Below are 21,125 nucleotides of genomic sequence, written 5' to 3' on the forward strand. Positions count from 1 at the left end.
CAGCTATACCTCAAGAACCAAAGATGTTTCTGAATTTAGAGAAGAGCCCCTCATCCTTAACATCTAATTCCATCTCTTTCGCTAATCCTTCAATGAGAGCCCGCTGCTTTTCAGTTAAACGAGTGGGAACATCGATCGTTACATGAACAAATAAATCCCCTCTTCCTCGTCCACCTCGAAGCCTGGGCATCCCTTTACCCCGAAGTCTAAAAACCTTACCTGGCTGAGTTCCTGCTGGAATTTCAAGTTTCTCCACTCCATCAATGAGCGTCTCAACCTCAATTGAGCCCCCAAGAGCAGCCATAGGAAAGGCTAGCACTGTCTTCCGATGGAGATCCCCCTCGTCTCTTTTGAAAACAGGATGGTCTTTCACCTGAATTACAAGGAAAAGATCCCCTGGAGGACCTCCATTAAAGCCAACTTCGCCTTCTCCATGAATACGCAGCCTTGTGCCTGTATCTACACCAGCTGGTATGCGAACTTTCAAACGGTGGGGAACTTTCTGCCGTCCCTGACCGCCACACTGGCTACATTTTTGTTTAATAAACTGTCCAGATCCACCGCACTGAGGACACGTAGTAACGGAAACAAATTGACCAAAAGGCGTCTGCTGGCGCGTCTCTATTTGCCCAGAGCCACCACAACGAGAGCATGTTTCCGGAGCTGTTCCAGGTTCTGCTCCAGAGCCGCCACAACAGCTACAATTCTCCCATCGAGGTATTTCCACTTGCGGCTCGATGCCGCGAGCCGCATCTTCCAAAGAAATGGAAAGAGCCATTTCAAGATCTGCACCACGGCGAGGGGCTCGAGGGTCAGCCCTTCGCCGCCCCATTCCCCCACCAAAGATATTCTCAAAAATATCTCCAAACATATCGCCCATCCCGCCGAAGCCCTCAAAGGGACCCCCGCCTGGAGGCATGTCTCCTACTGTTCCAAACTGATCGTACTGTGCCCGCTTTTGCGAGTCACTCAACACTTCATAGGCCGCATTGATTTTCTTAAACTTTTCTTCGGCCTCCATATTCCCAGGGTTCGCATCGGGATGGTACTTACGAACAAGCCGCCGATAGGCCTTTTTTATATCAGCTGCAGAGGCATCCCGGGGAACGCCAAGTATCTCGTAAAAATCTTCCTGCGCGCCGGGAGATGGCACCTCGGATCACTCCTTACGCCTGACCATGATCGCTGAATTCAGCGTCAACTGTTTCCCCTGTTTCTTGGCTATGAGAATTTTCACTCTGCTGCCCACTCGTTGAATCAGCAGATCCGGCCTGGCTATAAAGTCGTGCCGAAAATTCCTGAACTTCTTTGAGGAGAGCATCTTTGGCGGCTTTCATTTTCTCTGTATCGTCGCCTTCAATAGCTTTCTTTAAATTATCAACGGCAGAGTTGATTGTTCCCTTTTCCTCAGCTGACATTTTATCTCCATGGTCTTTCATCAGCTTTTCAGCCTGATAGACAACACCATCGGATTCGTTCTTCACTTCAGCCGCATCTCTACGCTGAAGATCGTCTTTCTCGTGCTCTTCAGCCTGTTTTTTCATTTTTTCAATCTCATCATCAGAGAGCCTGGACGACTGAATCGTAACCTTCTGCTCTTTCCCTGTACCCTTATCTTTAGCGGAAACATTTAAAATTCCATTAACGTCTATATTAAACGTAACTTCAATCTGGGGAATACCGCGAGGTGCTGGCGGAATTCCATCAAGTGTAAAGCTGCCTAACTTCACGTTATCTGCGGCCATAGGCCGCTCTCCCTGCAAAACGACTATTTCCACCTGGTTCTGATTATCAGAGGCAGTAGAGAAAACCTGGCTTCGAGAAACAGGAATAGCCGTATTTCTCTCTATTATTTTTGTAAAGACACCACCTAAAGTCTCAATTCCAAGAGATAGGGGGGTTACATCCACTAGAACAATATCTTTATGATCTCCAGAAAGAATTGCTCCCTGCAGAGCTGCTCCAGCAGCTACACATTCATCAGGATTGATCCCCTTAGAAGGCTCTTTCCCCAGAAGCTCCTGAATTTTTTTCTGAACCATAGGCATACGGGATGAGCCACCGACCAGCAACACCTTGTTAATTTCGTTCGTAGAAAGCCCCGAATCGCTTAATGCGCGTTTTACAGGCCCTTCTACGCGAGTCATTAGATCTCTTGTCAGCTCTTCAAACTTAGCCCGTGACAAGGACATTTCCAAATGTTTAGGTCCAGTTTCATTAGCTGTGATGAATGGAAGAGAGATGGTGGTTTCCGGCATAGATGTCAATTCAATCTTCGCCTTCTCTGCCGCTTCACGTAAACGCTGCAAAGCCATCCGATCATTATTGAGATCAATACCTTCAGTCTTTTTAAACTCTGCTACCATCCATTCCACTATGCGATTATCCCAATCATCACCGCCAAGGCGGTTATCACCAGAAGTAGCGAGAACTTCGTATACTCCTTCGCCTACGTCAAGAATGGAAACATCAAAAGTTCCCCCGCCAAGGTCAAAAACAAGAATTTTACTCTCTCCCTGTTTATTATCACCATAGGCTAAACACGCTGCAGTAGGCTCATTAATAATACGAAGAACTTCAAGACCAGCAATAGTTCCTGCATCTTTCGTAGCTTGACGCTGAGCATCGGTAAAGTAGGCGGGCACGGTAATAACTGCTTTTGTTACTGGCTCGCCTAAATAATCTTCTGCGTCTCTTTTAAGTTTCTGTAGAACCATGGCCGATATTTCTTGGGGTGTATATGCTTTACCGTCAATTTTTACTGTTTCCTCAGACCCCATATCTCTTTTGATAGACATAATCGTATGGTCAGCATTAACTATGGCTTGTCGTTTCGCAAGCTGTCCTACAAGACGCTCTCCATCTTTTGTAAAAGCCACGACAGAAGGAGTCGTCCGAGCTCCCTCCGCATTGGGAATAATAGTTACGTTATCTCCCTCTTTAACAGCTATACAGCTATTTGTTGTTCCGAGGTCTATACCAACTACCTTTGACATTCCTATCACCTCTATAAAATAAAAAGAATCAATTTAAGATATTTCTATGCCTTAGACTGATCGTCTTCGTTTACAATATCTTTTTCACACTCTTGAGCTTTTTGGGGTTCTACGTATTTTCCAACCTTTACTCGAGATGGGCGAATAACCTTATCTGCCATTTTATAGCCCCGTTGTAGTTCAAAAACCACGATGCCATCTTTTTCCGGTTCTTCCACTGGCTCTATACCTACTGCTTCATGAAAACTTGGAGAAAAAGGCTCTCCTTCAGCCAGTATTTCTGAGACTCCCACTTTCTCTAACACCGACAAAAACTGCCGCCGGACCATAGATACTCCTTCTCGAATATTCTGTTCTTCTGTATTGTCAGGTTGTGCCAAAGCTCTGTCGAGATTATCTAGAACTGGTAGCAGCTGCATTACCAAATCTTCTTCCGCGAGGCGGATATACCTTTCACGTTCTCGTTCCACTCTATTTTTATAGTTATAAAAATCTGCACGAGCAGATGCAGCAGCGGTACGAAGGATCTCGTTTTCTTTTTTTACTTCTTCTATAACCTTTTCCAATTCCTTTTTTTCCTGAATCAGCACCTCAAGAACCTCCTGCCCTGCTTCCTCCATTTTTCCCTCAGGTGGAGCTTCCTGTCCCTGCTGACAGTTCGTTTCACGACACATTTCCTGTTCTTCTCGGGCCATGGAATCGAACCTCCTTATATTAATCGACGTTTTCTTCTTCCAGATCTGCCATCATGGCTTCGAGAATGGAAATCGTTTTTTCATAATCCATTCTCATCGGTCCAATTACACCTAAAACTGTTCTTCGACCGCGCTTTCTTGAAGGAACCATCAATATGGAACACTCTTGCATTTCCTCTTCCGGGTTTTCATCTCCAATGGAAATATTAACGCCGCGTTCAAGAGAACAACGATCTACAACCTCTGCCAGAGAAGATTCCTCTTCCAGCAGAGAGAGAACAGCCTGAAGTTTACTTATATCTTGAAAATCAGGGAGGTTGAGGATATGCTGCGCCCCCCCTGTAAATAGCCTATAGTTATACTTCTGCAACATCCCGTCTATTTGTATAATGGCTTCTGAACACGCATCAGAAAATCTTTCAAGGCCCTCTATAACATAAGAATAGAGGACTTCCCGCACTTCCGACCACGGATGTCCAACACATATCATATTGATACGACGAGCCAACTCCTCAAGGGAATCCTGAGATAAATCACATGGCAAAGCCACTATATTATGGTGAACAAGGCCACCTTTAAGTACCATAATTACAAGAACCGTATTTCCGCCAAGACGAACAAAATCCACATGTTGAATTTCCACTTCATGAAGGGAGGATATAGCAGCAACACCCACATAGTTTGTTACCCGCCCCAGAAGTTGGGAGACATAGGATAAAAGAGATTCGATGCCTTGCTTTTGTTCTCGAATGCCATCTTTCCAATACTCAAATCCAACCGGAGGGACTCTTCTTCGATGTAGAATAGAATCGACATAAAGTCGGTAAGCCCTTGATGTAGGAAGGCGTCCTGCCGATGTGTGAGGTTGATAGAAATAGCCCATCAGCTCAAGATCGTACATTTCATTACGTATCGTAGCCGCACTGCAACCTTTTAAATACTTACGGGCAATAGTACGAGATCCTGCCGGTTCCCCAGTCTGAATATATTCATACACAACGGCTAAAACGATCTCTAGTTGCCGTTCGGTAAGCACGAACCTCCCCTCCTTTTTTCAATGTATTAGCACTCTCTCTTGTTGAGTGCTAATCTATCCATTTACAGAAGGTAGATTATCAATCCTTAGAATTATTGTCAAGACTGGTCAATCTTTTTATTTCATTATTTTTCTGATATATAATGATAACATTCATTAATATGATACAAGAGAAAGAAGAGTGAGAATCATGGCTACTGATCGAGAACACACGACTATAATTTTAGCTAGACACGGTGAATGTCAAGGTAATCGAGAAGAGAGATTTCGCGGCCGTGTGGACTATCCTCTCAACGAAAGGGGGCTGGAACAGGCAGAAGATTTAGGCAAAGCCATCGCCCCCATGGTTCCCGACTTTATTTATACAAGCCCTCTGCTACGAGCCAAACAAACGGCTACAGCCATCGCCAGAGCATGTAGCCATAAACATCTTTTTGAATGCGAAGGCCTAAACAATATTAATTTCAGTTTTTGGGAAGGGCGCCTTAAAAAAGAAATCGCTCTAGAGTACCCGAGTGACTGGGAAACATGGCTCACATATCCAGAAAAGTTGCGTCTTTCCGGAGCAGAAACCTTACAGGAAGTGCAAGGCAGGGCATTACGTGCTCTTAAAGAACTGGTTGAAAAACATTACGGAGACACTATAGTCGTTGTTTCTCATCGTACTGTGCTGAAACCCCTTATAGCCGGCTGTCTCAATATTCCTGAACCCTACTTCTGGAAAACCCATATGGACACCGCATCCTATAGCATCTTGACATATGACTATCAAAGAGGATACGGCCTCTTCTCTCTGAACCAAACTGCTCACTTGAAAAAAGTCTCCACTGAATGGATTTAGTCTCTTTCTTGACCTCCTAACAGAGAGGTCTTATTATCTTTGTGCTCTTATATCATTTCATTAGGTATCTAAGAAAGGGATAATACAAGTGACTATATATTCTGTGCACGTTCATTCCAATAGCGAGCTCGTATCTCTCATACATAAAATTGGAGCAGATCCCCGCTCGGCTGCATATTTTTTGCCAAAGCGAGAAATTTTGCCTATTTGGGTTTCCCAAGTAGATTTTCGGGCAGCAGCCTATGTAAAGCAAGAACTCTTGGCTCGTGGCGGTGATGCTATCGTCCATAAAAATGTTATTGACGGGCGAACCGAAAAAAGCGATGTGCTTCTTCTGGGGACAGAGGGCCAATATAAAGCGCTGCTTTTGAAACTGAAAGCCCTCTCTTGCTGGGGCCTTGACCAATTACGTGAAGAGCTCAGCAACACATTCAAAGCTATGGCACAACGCTCTTGGAATCTCTCCTTGCCTCGTCATCGAACCCTGTCTCTTGGCGGTGGTGAAACAAAAGTAATGGGGATTCTCAACATAACCCCCGATTCTTTTTATAGCGAAAGTCGACTTTCTACAGCAGATGAAGCTGTAAAACAAGCCAGTCAAATGTTAGAGGCAGGAGCGGATATTCTCGACATAGGAGCGGAATCCACCCGCCCTGGCTCAGATCCCATTTCTGCCAAGGAAGAGCAAGATCGTCTTATACCCGCCCTCTCCGCCGTTAGGAAGGAATTTCAAGACGCTGTTATTTCTGTCGATACATATAAAGGGGAAACAGCCCGAATAGCGTCGGATTGTGGCGCTGATATAATAAATGATGTGTCTGGTTTTACACTTGATCGAGACATGTTCTCAGCAATTGTTCAAACTGATCTTGTCTACGTGCTCTCCCATATACAAGGAATACCTAAAACCATGCAAAACAACCCTGTATACTGCGATGTAATTGGCGAGTCTATCGACTATTTTCACCAACGCCTTCATACGCTAGCAGAAGCAGGAGTCGCTCCTGACAGAATTATTATTGATCCAGGGATCGGTTTTGGGAAAAGGCTCGAAGATAATATGCGGGTATTAAAGTTTATCCAATCATATAGGAGTCTTGGGCGTCCTATTTTGATCGGTCATTCCAGAAAAGGCTTTATACGAACTCTGCTTGAAACAGAAGACACTGCGTCCCGTCTCTATGGAACTTTAGCCGTTTCTGCCTACTGCGCCAAAGAAGCAGTGGAACTTGTACGAGTTCACGATGTAAAAGCAACTCACGATGTGATTACCATCATTAAGGCTATAAGGGAGGCAGGGATGTGATGCGTGTTGCACTGGCTCTTGGTAGTAATGTGGGGGACCGCATGAATAATCTGCGGAAAGCCGTGCAAATTTTAGATAGTAAAGGTGTCCACGTCGTTGCGAAAAGTGACATTTTTGAAACAGCTCCTTTAGGGGAGGTTGAACAAACTCGTTTCCTTAATGCCTGCATTCTCGTAGAAACTTCTATGGGCGCTTTTGCTCTTCTTGACCTCGTTAAACAGATAGAAAAAGACATGGGAAGGATTGAAAGGTGGCGATGGGGGCCTCGGGAAATCGACATCGATTTGTTGTTGCTGGAAAATGGTGAGTGCATTGATGATAAAAGACTTCGTATTCCTCATCCTGAAATGCACCGCAGATCTTTCGTTTTAGTTCCACTGAACCAAATAGCTGCAAATTGGGTTCACCCACAGCTTAGGGTAACTATAAGCTCTTTAGTAGAAACTCTAAAAGATAAGGATAAAACGTTAATAAAAATATCCAGCTTATAAAATCATAGGAGGTGATGGACCTTATGACGCTGAAGAAGATCCGCAGTTTCATAATAGTTTTCGTCGCAATTACAGCAATACTTCCTGCCCCCTTGCAGGGAGCCACAGGCTCTCTTCAGGTTTATGCCGCGCCAGGACATCCACTTACCTTGACTACTCAGAGCAATGATGGAGTTATAAAAGAAGCTTGGCTGCGTTCTCCAGCCGGTCTTCACCCGCTAAAAGTATTAGAGGGGAAGCGTATTACAGAAAATACGTGGCATTTACCATTTGCCGATAAAGATTTAAGGCCAGATCTCATATGGCGACTTTCTTTTAATGATCCAGAAACCACAAAAAAGTATTATCTCTGGGTTACAGCGCTCACAGAAACTCCTCGTGCCTGGCTAGCCGTAACGCCAGCTGGACCATCTCGATGGGATACTCTGCCTCTAAATATATCCACTCCCCCTGATGTTTTTCTATATGTGTCTCCAAATCTCCCTGCCTATATAGATATAAGCAGCACCAAAAGAGAATCAGAGTCCCTTCTTTCTTTTATTTATACGGTGGGACTCACTATGGATGGTCCTAACTTTGTCCTTATACCTGAGGTATATCGCCAGTTACAACCTGTTGCGGAATTAGTTCAAAAGGCAGAAGAAGACGAGACTATAAAGAACGCCTATGGAAAACTTCAGGAAGATTTCGATAAAATGGGGAAGGGACAAGCTCCCTCTCGAGAAGCCATTATCAATTTCTGTTGGAAGAAAATTTTAAATATCAACTGGCAAGACTAATCCCCCAAATAACTTACGGGGGATTAGCCTTTTTAATTAGTGGCGTCTATACCTTTCGCCCGACTGTCTTCCATGCAAACAGTACGCCCTGCCGCATCTTTGAGACAACGTTGTATTTCTATCTCCAAGTTGGGGATTTCTGATTTTGTATAGTCTCTTAGGATAAAAATAACTTCTCGAAGTTCTGGAATCTGGTCGAGCTCATATTCTTTAGCGAAAATAACTTCCAATTTTTCATTTAAAAGAATACTTGCTCGGGATGCAAAACCATCTTTTTCGCGAAAAACCCCATACTGACGAGCAATAGAACCATGAGGCCAAAAGTCAGAAAGAAGCTGGAGCTTTTTAATTCCAATAGCTTCGCCCCATGCTCTCTTCGTTGCGGCAGAATCTACGCTAATAGCAAGAGGAATTGTATTAAGTCGCTCAAAAAGACCTAGATGAGCGTCAATGGTGTTAACCTGTGCCTGACAAATATGAGTCCACGCCAGCGGATGGAAAGAAAGCAATACATTATGCCCCTTTAACGTGGAGAGTATAACGGAATTTCCCTTTTGATCCTTCAAACAGAAATCAGGCCCTTCATACCCTAATTGAATAAGCCCTCCCATCACATCCCCTCCCCCATAACAAGATAACCTATTATGTCATAGATTCAATACAAGTTTCAATATCTTGAATTTTTCGTTTTCTTTTATAAAGGGGAGTTTTATCGTAGCGATAGGCTCCTAGTGTTTCCTCGAAAGTAGGTCGACTCTCTGTTTTATAGAGCACTCCCAAAGGGAATCTTTCTGTTTTCAAAGCTAGGGCAATAGCAGCTGTTCGATCTTCTGGATTATAGTGTTCATCGAGATAATACGTATTTTCTTTATACCATTTATACGTGTTAACACGATTGAAAGACACACACGGCTGAAAAATATCTACAAGGGCATACCCTTTATGAAGGATTGCCTGTTTTATGAGATTCGCAGTTTTTTCAACATCCCCGGAAAAAGCTCTAGCTACAAAAGTAGCTCCAAAAACAATAGCAGCCGCCAGTGGCGGGAAAGGCTCAGACATCACCCCGTCAACGTGAACTGAAGTTCTAAACCCCCTAAAGCTCGTAGGTGACGCTTGCCCTTTGGTAAGACCATACACCATATTGTTATAGACCAAATTAGTAATATCTGGATTACGCCTGATCGTATGGATAAAATGGTTTCCACCTTCTCCATACATATCTCCATCTCCCCCTATCGCTACTACATTGAGAGAAGGATTTGCGGCTTTTATGCCTGTGGCATTGGAAAGAGCTCGACCATGAAGTCCATTAAAAAAATGACACTTCATAAAATGAGGAGTTTTAGCTGCCTGCCCTATACCAGACACCACGACTACATCTAGAGGGGTCCATCCTAGTTCCTCCAAAGCTCTCTTCAATGCTTCAAGAATTTGAAAATCGCCACAACCGGGACACCAAGCCAAATCAGCGTTTGCTAGATCGAATATTCCAGAATTCATCAATATACCCCCTCATTAAGGCAAGCAGCTAATTCTCTCACTACCTGCTCTACTGAAAATTGAAGGCCATTGTAATTAGTAATAATAGAGTCCACTTTCCTGCCTGTTTCTTGCCTGAGTAAATGAGCAAACTGTCCGGTTTTATTCCCTTCCACTACTATAATATTCTGTGCCTGTTCTAAGCGCTCGCCCAAAGAGGCGGGCATGGGATACAGTTGTTGGAAATGCATTAATGCTACTTGGGAATGCCCTATAAATTCCAACGCTTCCTCAAGTACGTGGAATGTAGAACCCCAGCCAATAATAAGGATCCTATAGTCTTGTGCCCCGACAAATAAAGGTTCTTCAGCTTCACATCTCATTAACGCAAGTTTTCTGAAACGTTTATCAACCATACATTTACGAAGGTCAAAGTCTTCATACACATGACCTTCTTCGTCATGTTCATGACTGTCGGCCCCTATAAGCCCTTTCCCATTGCCAGGAACACTGCGAGGAGAGATTCCGTTGGAAGAAAATTTATATCGACAATAATCTTTTTCTGATTCAACAATCATGGAAGGGAAAGAGAGAGACTCTAGATCAGGAATAGTCATGTCATAATAAGAGTTAAGGAAGTATTGATCTGTCAAGATAATAACTGGAATGTGGTATTTTTCCGCAATATAAAAAGATTTTGCTCCAATGCGAACGGCTTCTTCCAGTGTAGCCGGAGCGAAAACAGCGCGAGGAAATTCCCCATGACCTCCATATAGAGCCGCATGTAAATCTCCCTGCTCTGTACGTGTGGCCATTCCAGTAGCTGGACCAGGCCGCTGCCCCACGTGGATTACTACAGGAACTTCCATAATACCAGCAAGACTTACCCCTTCTGTCATGAGATCAAAACCACCACCAGAGGTTGTAACCATCGCACGCGCTCCAGCGTAACCAGCTCCAAGTGCCATATTAATGGCAGCAAGCTCATCTTCTGTCTGCTCTACCACTACTCCTAGCTGAGAAGCACATTGGGCCATAAAAGATAAAACTCCTGTAGCAGGTGACATGGGGTACGCTGCAATAAACGTACATCCTCCAGCCAAAGCTCCTAAAGATAGAGCTTCTGTTCCACTCAAAACACTGCGGTGAAGGGGCCGACCTTTACTATCCCCACATATAAAGGGCAATGTACCTTCTGTGAGAGTCTGCCCAATCTTAAATCCTCTATCTAGAGCCTCTTTATTTTTATCGACTATTAATTGCCCCTTGGGGGCAAATTTTTCGTCGCAAAAGGAATATCCTATCTCCAGTCCTCCGCCTACCATACCCAGAAGCATCCCTGCTGCAACAAAGTTAGCAAAAACAACTCCGCCTATCTCACTCGCTATCTTTAAAAACTCTACGTTAAAGTAACGTCCTCCCAACTCTTCTCCTTCGGTGTGAAAAACATTTCTATCACCAATAATAAGAGTTTGAGAAGAGATCCGCCTTCTTACATTCTCTCGAATTCCCTCGTTTAAAGGCACGAGGACATCGATACGATCAACAAAAGCTCGAACAGGCCAGGGGGAAAAACGTATTTCAGTGGAATTGTTTCCGCCACGGACTCTAGACATATATTCACGACTTGCAAAAACGCTATAGCCAAGATGACGAATAGCCTTCACAAGCAATTCTTCTACTGTTTGAACACCTTGTCCAGCTGCTCCACAAAGAACCAATGAGACATCCTTTCCAGATACACGCAACAGGGAAGACATGCAATTCCTCCTTTCTCTCTTTGTTGTTTTTATTTTATTATACAAAGTGTTTTTTTAAAACAAATAGGACATAAAAATAAAAAATATATTATAATAGTAAATGCCATCATGATATATCTAGACGGAGGTGTATATGCGTGGCTACGTTTCAGTGTATTGAGTGTAAAAAGGAGTTTGAACTGGAGGTAAAAGATATTATTCTACGATGTCCTTTTTGCGGAAGTCGTTACCTCTCTAAAATTGAAGGCGAGCTTAAAAGAGGGAAATCGTGGAATAGCAAATCCTTCAGTGTCGGAGGACCTCAATCTTAAAAAGAAAGGCCGGAGAAAAAATGCTCCGGCCTTCTTGCTAAAGAGTCAACATCTACAAACATAAACTATTTATATTCCTCTTCAGTTTTTACTTTCAAGGCGTGGAAAGACTCCTTCACCATCAACAGTGCAAAGAGAAGAAGGACAATAGAGATACCAACCAACAGATAGTTAGGAACTCCCGTAAGTTTTTCTTTGATCATAAAGAGTAGGGCTGCTACTGTAGTAGCCAACATAAACCACATAGGGGCCATAAGGAATTTGTTGTTCTTCTTAAGTCCCTTCGTAACCCAAACCCCCACTGCCAAAAGGGCCAACGCCGCAACAAGCTGGTTTGCAGCACCAAACATAGGCCAAATCGCAGCCCATGCCGGAACGGGTTTGCCGTCGGGTCCAACTGTTTTTACAAGAAGCAAAGCCATAGCTGCCGCTATAGTTATAATGGTAGCAGTATACTTGTCTACCTTCATGTTCGTAATTTCCTGAATTTGGTAGCGGGTCAGACGGGTAGCTGTATCTAAGGATGTGAGAAGGAAGGTATTAATTGCCAAACCGCCAAGGGAAGCCCCAAGCTTTGGATCGATCCCGAGAAGCCCGGCAAATTGCCCAAATCCCTGAGCATATGTTACAACTGGCCCTCCAGGAAGGATTTTTCCGCTAATCATAATGGTGCCAATGGCAATAACCGCAACTATACCCTCCAGAAGCATGGAGCCATACCCAACAAGGGTACTATCTGTCTCTCGTCGAAGCTGCTTTGATGTCGTTCCGCTTCCTACAAGTGAGTGGAATCCCGAAATGGCACCACATGCCACAATAACAAAAAGCATAGGCCATAAAAACTGGTCTCCTGCAACAAACCCCTTAAAAGCCGGAAGCTGTACTTCGAACTTACCGCCGAGTATCATGCCAATAGCACCAACAATAACTGCAAAATAAAGAAAGTAGGACGCTAGATAGTCTCTCGGTTGCAGCAACAACCATACCGGCAAGACAGAAGCAAAGAGAATATAAATTGCCAAGAGCCATCGCCACGTAGGCATCGAGTAAACAAAATATCGAGCAACCCAGTCTGCATAGTTCCCATACCAGCAAGCACCAATGACGATAGGAACCATAATAACTGTCATGAGCCAAAGAGGCGTGTTATATTTATAAACCAGCACTCCAAAGATAACGGCAAGAAATATATAAAGAGTACTTGAAAATGCCACTGCCGTGTCAGCTTCAAAAGTATTCGCTGATAATTGAAGGAAAACCGCTACGACTAAAATTAAAGTCAGGATGGTAAACATGAGAAAAAAAAGCTTTCCACGCCTTCCTACCCAGTGGTCTACCACCTCTCCAACAGACTTGCCATCGTGTCGCATAGATGCCACAAGAGCCCCCATATCATGTGGACCACCCAAAAAAGAAGAGCCGAGAAGACACCAAAGATACGCAGGCAACCAACCAAACATACTCGCCGCAGCAATAGGGCCTACAATGGGACCGGCTCCAGCGATGGAAGCAAAATGGTGCCCTAAGAGTACTGCTGGATGGGCAGGACAATAGTCTATTCCGTCGTACATAGTTTCAGCGGGGGTCGGGTTACTATCATCAAGGGCATAAATACGAGCCATATAGCGGCCATGAACGCGATAGACTATTGCAAAAAAGACTATTGCAACAAGGAACAACATTGCCAACATTTCTTTCACCTCCTATTAAAATATGACTCTCCTATAGATCCAATAGATATATAAAAGCTGGGAAAACTATTTTATTTTTTAATATCATCACCCCCTTGGCACAAAGAACCTTCTAACTCTTGAGCTTTATTCACCAGAGGAGCAAGGTCTTTGATTTTAGAATTCCAAGGAGCAAGCGGAGTATAAGAATAAAGCTCCAAATACCCTTTAAAACCCCAAAAAAAAGTTTTGATTTTTTTATCAAAGGAGGGAAAAGGTTCTAAGAAGACAAAACGTTGTGTCATAACATCGGGGAGAGGTTCCCAATTTGCGAAGATATATTCAGCATCGGTGCAACCATTATGAATCCAAATAACAAAGTCATAAGCATAATAACGGCCTATTTCGCCAAGAATGCTATCCTTAACGAAAGTGACCCGGCGTGATACTCCTTGCATATGGTCGAAGGACCAGCTTTCAAAACCCCAATAGGTCCATAAATCTGAAGCTTTGCCTATAATAGACAGGTCAACCATACAATATCACCCCTGTGTAAAATATTATACAACACACATTACACATTAGAAAAGGAATTTCACAGGGTTGAAATAATTCTTTGGGGAAGCTATAATACCCCTTGTTATGGGTGACTAGCTCAGTGGAAGAGCGCTTCCTTCACACGGAAGAGGTCACAGGTTCGAACCCTGTGTCGCCCACCATATGATGGTTACTGGCTTTCAGGGCTCTTCCCTGAAGGCCTTTTTGTTATTGGGAAGGAGTCATAAAACGCTCTTTTTTCATAGCCTAAAGGCTGGCATTTGCTCTCTTGAATGTAAAAAAAGAGGGCATTTTTATGAATAACGTCACCAAGGTACCCTCCATAATTCATATTAAAATTATAACTCTAATCTTTCCTCATAAGAAAACTATAACTTTTTAAGACGAGGTGAGAAATGGCAGGCGTTTTTCCATATAGAAAGCTGTGCCCGTATCTTCGTAATAATTTTTTATTGTTCCTATAAGGGAAAAACCTAAATTTTCATAGAGTCTACGTGCTGGTCCATTATCTTCTCGAACATGAAGTCTTAAACAATTATATCCTTCATGAACACAAAACTCGCCAGATGAAAGAATAAGCTGAGAAGCTATTCCCTTTCGCCGGAAAGAGGTAGCCACATAGAGGTTGGTAAGTACAAAAAAATTCTTTTCCCGCGAGAGGACAAGAAACGCAACCATAAGATTTTTCCAGCGAGCTGCCATATATACAGACAGCCCGCTGGAAAGATCTTCATATATTATATTTTGAGGCCAAAAAGGTCCGCCTTTTTTTCTTTCAAGCTCATATATTTCATCACAATCATTAACGGAGCAAAAATGTATATCCACGAGAAGTGTGGACAGCGCTTACAACCCCCTAATTATTGTCTGATCTCTGTCAGGACCTACTCCTATAAGCTGCACTGGAACCTGAGCCTCTTTCTCTATATACTCTACGTATTTCTGGGCAGCCACAGGAAGTTCATCAAAAGACCTGCACTTAGAAATATCTTCTTTCCAGCCATCCATGAGAGTGTACACTGGTTCAGCCTTCTCGAGTAACGCGGTATTGGTCATGAAATGTTCGTATTTTTTACCTTCTATCTCATACTCTGTGCAGACTTTAATTTTGTCGAATCCTGTAAGAACATCAAGCTTCGTTAAAGCTATAGCTCCCATGCCATTGACTCTTGCTGCATATCTCAGTGCTACCATATCGAGCCAACCACATCGTCTCGGGCGTCCGGTAGTAGCACCAAACTCTCCTCCTCGCTCTCTCAGCCGAGTCCCTTCATTACCTAAATCTTCCGTAGTAAAGGGGCCTTCTCCAACTCGAGTACAATAAGCTTTTACTACCCCAATAACTCGGTCCACATCTGACGGTCCAACACCAAGACCTACACATCCGCCAGCAGCAATAGGAGAGGAGCTCGTTACAAAAGGATACGTCCCATGATCCACATCCAGAAGGGTTCCCTGAGCCCCTTCCAGCAAAACACCCTTCCCCGATGTAATAGCTTCATGCAGAGCTAAAGAGACATCTGCTACATAAGGAGCTAAACTCTGCCCCCACGCTAAAGCTTTGCTATAGACTTCATCAAAAGCTACTGGTTCAGTTCCATAAACTTTCGTTAGCAAGAGGTTTTTAGCATCAAGGTTGAAAGAGAGCTTGTCTCGAAGAACATCAGCGTCTAGAAGATCTTCTATACGAATACCACATCTATTAAATTTATCTACATAACAAGGGCCGATACCCCTACCTGTGGTACCAATTTTTTTACCTTTTCCACGGAACTGTTCCTCAGCTTTATCGAGAATTTTATGATAAGGCATAACAACATGAGCAGACCCGCTAATAATAAGTCGAGCCCTGTCTTTTCCTTGCTCCTGGAGAGTGGAAAGCTCCTGTAGAAGCTGTTCTGGATCAACAACCACGCCGTTTCCTATGGCACAAAGCTTACAGGGATAAAGCATTCCGGAAGGCAAGAGATGGAAGACATATTTCTCTCCCTCAACTATAACTGTATGCCCAGCGTTGGCACCACCTTGATATCGGGCAAAAACTTCAACCCGATTCCCAAGGGCATCTACCACTCTTCCTTTCCCTTCGTCCCCCCATTGGGCTCCTATAATAATCTCTACTCGTCCTTTCACTTTCAAGGCCTCCTCATCGTGCCGTTTGAACACCAAGTAACTCTGGAACGGTCACAAATTTTACATCGTTTATTTCAGAATCGTGAAGCTCTTGTAAAAAAGGGATAGTATCAGGTCTATTATGACAAATAGCCACAACCCATCCCCTTCGTTTCGCTATAGTTACTGCTCGATTGAACTGCTCTCTCATAAACCTTATATCTTTTTCATGATCGAGAAAAACCGAGTTGTAGGCTGTTGGAACCTGAAATTTTAAAGCAGTCTTATATGCAACAGACGCCGCTGATGTTCGACTATCTATAAAGACTTTTCCTAAAGGCACTAAGGCTTCCATTACAGCTTCCATAACATGTGGGTCACTAGTAGCTTTAGATCCTCTATGGTTATTCATCCCCACAGCTTCAGGGAAAGCTTGGAAAACATCCTGCACTGCCTTTTTAACCGCAGGAGCCGACATAGACACTCCTATGAGAAAATCCCCTTTCCCCTTATCTATAATAGCTTCCATAGGCATGTGTACAAGATAAGGAACCCCTTTGGATACAGCAAGCTTCACTGTCTCCTGACTATGGGGCCGGTAGGGAATTATAGCCCATGTTACAGGCAAATCAATAGCAGCTACTTTTTGAGCTAAAGAGTAAGAATAACCAAAGTCATCAATGACAATGGCTAAAAGGGGGCACGACTCAGCTTGGGGCTCAGGTTCAGGTTGAGTTGTATGGTGGGGAGGAGTACTTCGATCCTTTTGTTCCTCACAGACTATTTCAGGGTATGGCTCTCGAGAAACCTCCACATGTTCCTGTTGTGGAGTGCTCCTCCCCACCATCGCTAAAATAGCAACACTCAACGCTATCCCACCGAACAGGAGTAAGAAGAGCCCCTTGGGCCTCCTCTTTACTCTCTTTTTAGTCATACTGGCCTCCAAATCATTTCAAAAAAGAAGATGTTCCTTTTTCAATTTTAGCAAGCTCTTCTATAGCTCGTTTTAACTGAGGATCTTTTTTACGATCAGGGTTATACTCCCCCTCCACAGTAAGTTGCGGAGTTAATCCTACATGATCTATAGTAACACCCGATGGAGTATGATATCTAGCGATAGTCACGTAGAGACCAGACCCATCTGAGAGATTAAAGAGCGTTTGCACTGATCCCTTTCCAAAACTCTTTTTCCCTACGAGAATAGCTCTTTGCCGATCCATTAAGGCTCCAGCCACAATTTCGGAGGCACTGGCACTCCCCTCATTTATCAACACTACGAGGGGAAGGGTTGTTTGTTGCCCCGGCTTTGCATAAAGTTTGTCATTCGCACGATCTACCCGCCCTTCCATGCTGACTACGAGCCCTCCGTCCAAGAAGAGGTCACTCACATCGACAGCCGCACTTAAAAGGCCTCCGCCATTATTGCGCAAATCCACTATAAGTCCCTTTGCGCCCTTCTGCTCTAGATCAATAATGGCGTTTTTTACTTCCTCTCCAGTTTTCTGCTTGAACTGAGAGATACGGATATAGCCTGTATCTTTATCGATCATTTCAGAACGAACAGAAAAAAGCTTTATATTCTCTCTTTGAATATCGAAGCGCAAAAGTTTATCTTCTTTATCTCGGCGTACCCAAATAGTTACTGACGTTCCCGCCGGTCCTCTCAATTTTTTAACAACCTGCTGTGATTCCCAACCTATAATCACTTCATCGCCAATTTTAACGATCTCATCTCCAGGCTTAAGACCGACACGATCAGCTGGTGTTCCCTCTATAGGGCTGATAACAAGAGTTTTACCGTCTCTGTGACCTAGATAGATACCCAATCCACCATACTCGCCTTCCATTTCTATTTCTTCTTCTTTGAGTTCTTCTGGGTCGACAAAACGAGTATATGGATCTCCATACGCTTGTACAAAACCTTTCATGGCCCCATAGACGAGCTTCGTCTCTTCCACAGGTTTCTCTCCGCTATCCACCTGATAGGTTTCTATAATGGCCCTTGCCTGCTTCATGAGCCACAGGTTCTCCAATTTAAATGGGACAAAACGAACAATATCCTCTATTTCTGAGGCACCACCAGCCCCCAGAAATGCACCTGTTAAAACAACTCCTAGTATTAGCCCAAACAGAACGCCCCTTGATTTTTTCCACATGCTCAAACCTGTGCTCCTTTTCCCTTCGCCATGTCTTTTTTACCGCAAATAACGCATAGGATCCCGCGCATCTCCGTTAACTCGTACTTCAAAATGAAGATGATACCCTGTAGTAACGCCAGTATTTCCTACATGCCCTATCACCTGACCACGAGAAACCCCTTGTCCCTCTTCTACTGTCGCATTAGCAAGATGTGCATAGACAGTGCTGAGTAAGTTTCCATGATCGATAATAACAACCTGTCCATATCCCCTAAGCCACCCTACATACAAAATCTCTCCTGGCCCAGCTGCTTGGACCGGGGTCCCTCCTGAAGCTCGAATATCTATACCTGTATGCATACTCGTAGTTTTAAAAACAGGATGTACTCGTTTCCCAAAAGATTGAGAAATCTCCCCTCGTACCGGCCATCCTAACCGCCCTCCTGAGGGCATGTACGTTATATTGCCAAAATGAGATTTATTTTTATCTCGATTTTCTCTTTCACGAGCAATAATTTCCTGTTTCTTTCTCATAAGATTTTTAATGGTGTTCCCTATCTCTTCCTGAGCTTGTTGCAATTCCCGAGCAGCTTTTTCATGAAGAGCCTTTTCTTTTCGTAATGAAGCTAACAGGTCGTTCCGTTTTTTTATTTCTGCCTTGTACTTTTCTCGCTCAGACCGGAGTTTCTTTTCCTGGGCTACTAAAAGAGCTCTCTGTTCTTCTAATTCTTTTTTCGCAGCTTCCAGTTTCTCTCTACTCTCCGAAAGAGAGTCAACCATGCGCTCATCTTCACGAGCTATTTTCCCTAGTAACAAGGACGTGGCCATTGCTTCATGTGCCGTAGAAGCAGTGAGGAGAAGGTCTAGCTCTGCCATGCCACCATATTTATAAATAGCGACAAAACGATCCCTAAGATACCCTTTTATTTCCTCTATTTGGGCATCAGTCTTTTTAATATTTCCTTGTAATTCCTTAATTCTGTTCTGAGCCCTGGCTTGTTTGAGTTCCAAAAGCTTTATTTCTCGTTCAGCTTTCTGTTTTTGCTGGTCATACTGGGTAATTTGAGATAAAACCCCTTGTTCCCTTTGCCCAGTTTTTTTAATAAGCTGCTCATAGTGAGCTGTTTGACGCTCTATTATTTTTATGCGATTCTCTTCGGCCGCAATCTGCTGGTCTAACTCCGCAACATCTGGAGCCGACCATGCACACAAAGAAGGGAAGGAGAAAAAACAGGAAACCGCTAGAAGGATACCTAATAAGCACCTTTTTGTGAAGCTCCTCAATTGTACATCCTCCCTTCCGATCTCTCCATTTAAAGGGGTTTCCCTGCCAAGCAACCAGCTGTAATCGCACCCCCTGTCGAAGCTTCTAATCCCTCCAGACTAAAGAGGTTTCCCAGCCTCCCGAACGAAACGACTGACTGCAAACCAACTGCAAATCCACCCAAGAGTTGTTCCAATCCCGACGAGCAGGAGATAAAAACGCAACAAAAAATCATGGTTAGAAACCAGGTGGATAAAGGGAAGGGTTGTCAATATTGCCTCCTGAGCAGAAAAATAGGAACCAGCGACAGCAAACACTGCCAGCAAGGCTCCCATAGAACCAAGAATCATCCCCTGTAACACAAATGGAAGAGAAATATAGGTTCTCGTGGCTCCTACTAAAAGCATCACTTGTATTTCTTCTTTTCGAGAATATAAAGATATACGAATGGTGTTATAAACCACTAAAGCACTAATAACAAGAGCCAATCCCAGAACGACAACGGAAATTTTCGAAACTAAAAAAGAAATCCGAGAAAGTTTTTCAGCCAGTTTCCCAGCATAAACAAGCTCATCCACTTCTGGCATAGACGTGATCTCCCTTACCAAAGGAGCCACATCCCCCGCTCGTTTAACCTTGATCTCTATACTCCAAGGGAGAGGGTTTTCGCCAAGCAACGTAACAGCTCGCGCCTTAGTGCCTAGTTTGGCTCGCAATCTTTCTAGCGCCTCGTCAGGAGACACAGAAACCACATGAGCTGCATAAGGGATTTTTTTTATCTGATTCACCGTTTCCTGGATTTTACTGTCATCTTTTAAGTACGCCTGAACAACGAGTTCGCTTTCAACACGGGAAACCATGGCCCTTACATTAAGAGAGAAAAGGCTGGACATGCCGAGGAGATATATGACAGCAGAAGCGGTAATAAGAGTAAGAAGGCTCAATCCCCAATGGCGGAAAATCAACCTGAAGGTATCACGTAAGGTATATTTAAAGCTCGCCATCGATGAGATACCCTCCTTTTTCTTCGTCTCGAACTATCCTGCCCTCATGGAGCTCTATAACCCTCTGTCGATAGGCATCTACCAGATATTGATCGTGGGTAGCCATAATAACAGTGGCTCCTGCAGCATTCAGAGATAGAAGGAGGCGCATAATGTCTTCCGCCGTATGTAAATCGAGATTTCCAGTCGGCTCGTCAGCTATAAAAATAGAGGGCGAATTAGCCATGGCACGTGCAATAGCTACCCGTTGCTGTTCTCCCCCTGAAAGCTGAGGGGGGTACAGAAAACGTCGTCTCCACAACCCCACCTGATCTATAACTTCATCGGTACGACCTTTTACCATACGGGAAGGCATACCCATAGATTCGAGCACAAAAGCAACATTCTCCCATGCCGTCAAATTAGGAAGGAGTTTGAAATCTTGAAAGACTACCCCTATATTTCTCCGGAAATAAGGGAGCTGAGAGTTGCGAATTTTTCGCAAGTTCTTATCCCCTACTGTGATCTGTCCTCTACTTGGGATAAGCTCGCGGGTAATGAGACGCATTAGCGTTGTTTTCCCCGAGCCAGTAGTTCCTACAAAGTAGACAAACTCCCCTTGTGCTATGGAAAGATAAGCATCTTCCAAGGCTACAATGTCGGGATGAAAGTATTTAGAGACTCCTGCCAGGCGTATATCCAT

21 protein-coding genes and 1 tRNA gene are annotated in these 21,125 nt (G+C 43.9%); 6 read left to right on the plus strand and 16 right to left on the minus strand.

The features are described from left to right. Nucleotides 1-10 precede the first annotated feature (10 nt). From dnaJ to hrcA, 4 genes are read right to left on the minus strand one after another with little or no spacing between them, the layout of a single operon-like run. Nucleotides 11-1,153, minus strand: coding sequence for a molecular chaperone DnaJ (gene dnaJ, locus B4J50_RS03260; protein ID WP_286847356.1), 1,143 nt, complete (start codon nucleotides 1,151-1,153; stop codon nucleotides 11-13). 13 nt (nucleotides 1,154-1,166) lie between these two features. Then, nucleotides 1,167-2,996 carry a molecular chaperone DnaK gene (gene dnaK, locus B4J50_RS03265; protein ID WP_286847353.1) on the minus strand — a complete coding sequence of 610 codons (1,830 nt, stop codon included), beginning with the start codon at nucleotides 2,994-2,996 and terminating at the stop codon, nucleotides 1,167-1,169. A 44-nt stretch (nucleotides 2,997-3,040) separates the two neighbouring features. Next, the gene (locus tag B4J50_RS03270) at nucleotides 3,041-3,691 is read right to left on the minus strand and encodes a nucleotide exchange factor GrpE (RefSeq protein WP_024821819.1); all 651 of its coding nucleotides are present in this window, start codon (nucleotides 3,689-3,691) and stop codon (nucleotides 3,041-3,043) included. A 19-nt stretch (nucleotides 3,692-3,710) separates the two neighbouring features. Beyond that, complete coding sequence (hrcA, locus tag B4J50_RS03275) at nucleotides 3,711-4,727, minus strand: heat-inducible transcriptional repressor HrcA (RefSeq protein ID WP_024821818.1); 1,017 nt, start codon at nucleotides 4,725-4,727, stop codon at nucleotides 3,711-3,713. A 190-nt stretch (nucleotides 4,728-4,917) separates the two neighbouring features. Here hrcA and B4J50_RS03280 point away from each other — a divergent pair, with 190 nt between their 5' ends. The 4 genes from B4J50_RS03280 to B4J50_RS03295 all read left to right on the plus strand — a co-directional run bounded on the left by B4J50_RS03280 (nucleotide 4,918) and on the right by B4J50_RS03295 (nucleotide 8,144). After that, the gene (locus B4J50_RS03280) at nucleotides 4,918-5,568 is read left to right on the plus strand and encodes a histidine phosphatase family protein (protein WP_286847348.1); all 651 of its coding nucleotides are present in this window, start codon (nucleotides 4,918-4,920) and stop codon (nucleotides 5,566-5,568) included. 103 nt (nucleotides 5,569-5,671) lie between these two features. After that, entirely contained in the window at nucleotides 5,672-6,874 is a 1,203-nt protein-coding gene (folP, locus tag B4J50_RS03285; protein ID WP_286847347.1) for a dihydropteroate synthase, read from the plus strand. Beyond that, entirely contained in the window at nucleotides 6,874-7,365 is a 492-nt protein-coding gene (gene folK, locus B4J50_RS03290; protein ID WP_286847495.1) for a 2-amino-4-hydroxy-6-hydroxymethyldihydropteridine diphosphokinase, read from the plus strand. Before folP ends, folK begins: the two co-directional genes overlap by 1 nt. 23 nt (nucleotides 7,366-7,388) lie before the next feature. After that, nucleotides 7,389-8,144 carry a hypothetical protein gene (locus B4J50_RS03295; protein WP_286847346.1) on the plus strand — a complete coding sequence of 252 codons (756 nt, stop codon included), beginning with the start codon at nucleotides 7,389-7,391 and terminating at the stop codon, nucleotides 8,142-8,144. A gap of 32 nt (nucleotides 8,145-8,176) precedes the next feature. Here the strand turns inward: B4J50_RS03295 and B4J50_RS03300 are convergent, their stop codons facing one another. The 3 genes from B4J50_RS03300 to B4J50_RS03310 are packed head-to-tail and all read right to left on the minus strand — an operon-like array spanning nucleotide 8,177 to nucleotide 11,386. Beyond that, a complete protein-coding gene (locus tag B4J50_RS03300) occupies nucleotides 8,177-8,755 on the minus strand; it encodes a redoxin domain-containing protein (RefSeq protein ID WP_286847344.1) in 579 nt (192 codons plus the stop codon). A 31-nt stretch (nucleotides 8,756-8,786) separates the two neighbouring features. Then, nucleotides 8,787-9,647, minus strand: a complete 861-nt coding sequence (locus B4J50_RS03305) for a thiamine pyrophosphate-dependent enzyme (RefSeq protein ID WP_286847342.1) — start codon at nucleotides 9,645-9,647, stop codon at nucleotides 8,787-8,789. Next, nucleotides 9,647-11,386 carry a 2-oxoacid:acceptor oxidoreductase subunit alpha gene (locus B4J50_RS03310; RefSeq protein ID WP_286847340.1) on the minus strand — a complete coding sequence of 580 codons (1,740 nt, stop codon included), beginning with the start codon at nucleotides 11,384-11,386 and terminating at the stop codon, nucleotides 9,647-9,649. The genes B4J50_RS03305 and B4J50_RS03310 overlap by 1 nt, the downstream gene beginning before the upstream one ends. 137 nt (nucleotides 11,387-11,523) lie before the next feature. On the opposite strand from B4J50_RS03310, the gene B4J50_RS03315 reads away from it, so the two are divergent. After that, nucleotides 11,524-11,697, plus strand: coding sequence for a hydrogenase expression protein HypA/HybF (locus B4J50_RS03315; protein ID WP_024821810.1), 174 nt, complete (start codon nucleotides 11,524-11,526; stop codon nucleotides 11,695-11,697). Between the two features lie 65 nt (nucleotides 11,698-11,762). Here B4J50_RS03315 and B4J50_RS03320 read toward each other — a convergent pair whose 3' ends face one another. Both B4J50_RS03320 and B4J50_RS03325 read right to left on the minus strand, forming a co-directional pair. Beyond that, nucleotides 11,763-13,388, minus strand: coding sequence for a carbon starvation CstA family protein (locus B4J50_RS03320; RefSeq protein WP_286847338.1), 1,626 nt, complete (start codon nucleotides 13,386-13,388; stop codon nucleotides 11,763-11,765). 71 nt (nucleotides 13,389-13,459) lie between these two features. Further along, nucleotides 13,460-13,903: a hypothetical protein gene (locus B4J50_RS03325; RefSeq protein WP_286934823.1), complete on the minus strand. Its 444-nt coding sequence runs from the start codon at nucleotides 13,901-13,903 to the stop codon at nucleotides 13,460-13,462. Nucleotides 13,904-14,011: 108 nt separating this feature from the next. Here B4J50_RS03325 and B4J50_RS03330 point away from each other — a divergent pair. Further along, nucleotides 14,012-14,086: transfer RNA gene (locus tag B4J50_RS03330), tRNA-Val, on the plus strand. Between the two features lie 217 nt (nucleotides 14,087-14,303). Here the strand turns inward: B4J50_RS03330 and B4J50_RS03335 are convergent. The 7 genes from B4J50_RS03335 to B4J50_RS03365 form a co-directional block, all read right to left on the minus strand. Then, nucleotides 14,304-14,753, minus strand: coding sequence for a GNAT family N-acetyltransferase (locus B4J50_RS03335; protein WP_286847334.1), 450 nt, complete (start codon nucleotides 14,751-14,753; stop codon nucleotides 14,304-14,306). Nucleotides 14,754-14,771: 18 nt separating this feature from the next. After that, on the minus strand, nucleotides 14,772-16,058 hold the full coding sequence (locus B4J50_RS03340; RefSeq protein ID WP_286847330.1) for an adenylosuccinate synthase: 1,287 nt from the start codon (nucleotides 16,056-16,058) through the stop codon (nucleotides 14,772-14,774). 13 nt (nucleotides 16,059-16,071) lie between these two features. Next, nucleotides 16,072-16,971, minus strand: coding sequence for a divergent polysaccharide deacetylase family protein (locus B4J50_RS03345; RefSeq protein ID WP_286847329.1), 900 nt, complete (start codon nucleotides 16,969-16,971; stop codon nucleotides 16,072-16,074). Nucleotides 16,972-16,984: 13 nt separating this feature from the next. Next, the gene (locus B4J50_RS03350; RefSeq protein WP_024821804.1) at nucleotides 16,985-18,193 is read right to left on the minus strand and encodes a S41 family peptidase; all 1,209 of its coding nucleotides are present in this window, start codon (nucleotides 18,191-18,193) and stop codon (nucleotides 16,985-16,987) included. Between the two features lie 39 nt (nucleotides 18,194-18,232). Then, nucleotides 18,233-19,459 (minus strand): murein hydrolase activator EnvC family protein, encoded by a 1,227-nt coding sequence (locus B4J50_RS03355; RefSeq protein ID WP_286847325.1) that lies wholly within the window; start codon nucleotides 19,457-19,459, stop codon nucleotides 18,233-18,235. Between the two features lie 99 nt (nucleotides 19,460-19,558). Continuing rightward, entirely contained in the window at nucleotides 19,559-20,443 is an 885-nt protein-coding gene (locus B4J50_RS03360) for a cell division protein FtsX (RefSeq protein ID WP_286847324.1), read from the minus strand. Further along, nucleotides 20,430-21,125: a cell division ATP-binding protein FtsE gene (locus tag B4J50_RS03365; protein ID WP_024821801.1), complete on the minus strand. Its 696-nt coding sequence runs from the start codon at nucleotides 21,123-21,125 to the stop codon at nucleotides 20,430-20,432. The genes B4J50_RS03360 and B4J50_RS03365 overlap by 14 nt, the downstream gene beginning before the upstream one ends.

Source organism: Aminobacterium sp. UBA4908, from assembly GCF_002398115.1.
Lineage (GTDB): Bacteria > Synergistota > Synergistia > Synergistales > Aminobacteriaceae > Aminobacterium > Aminobacterium mobile.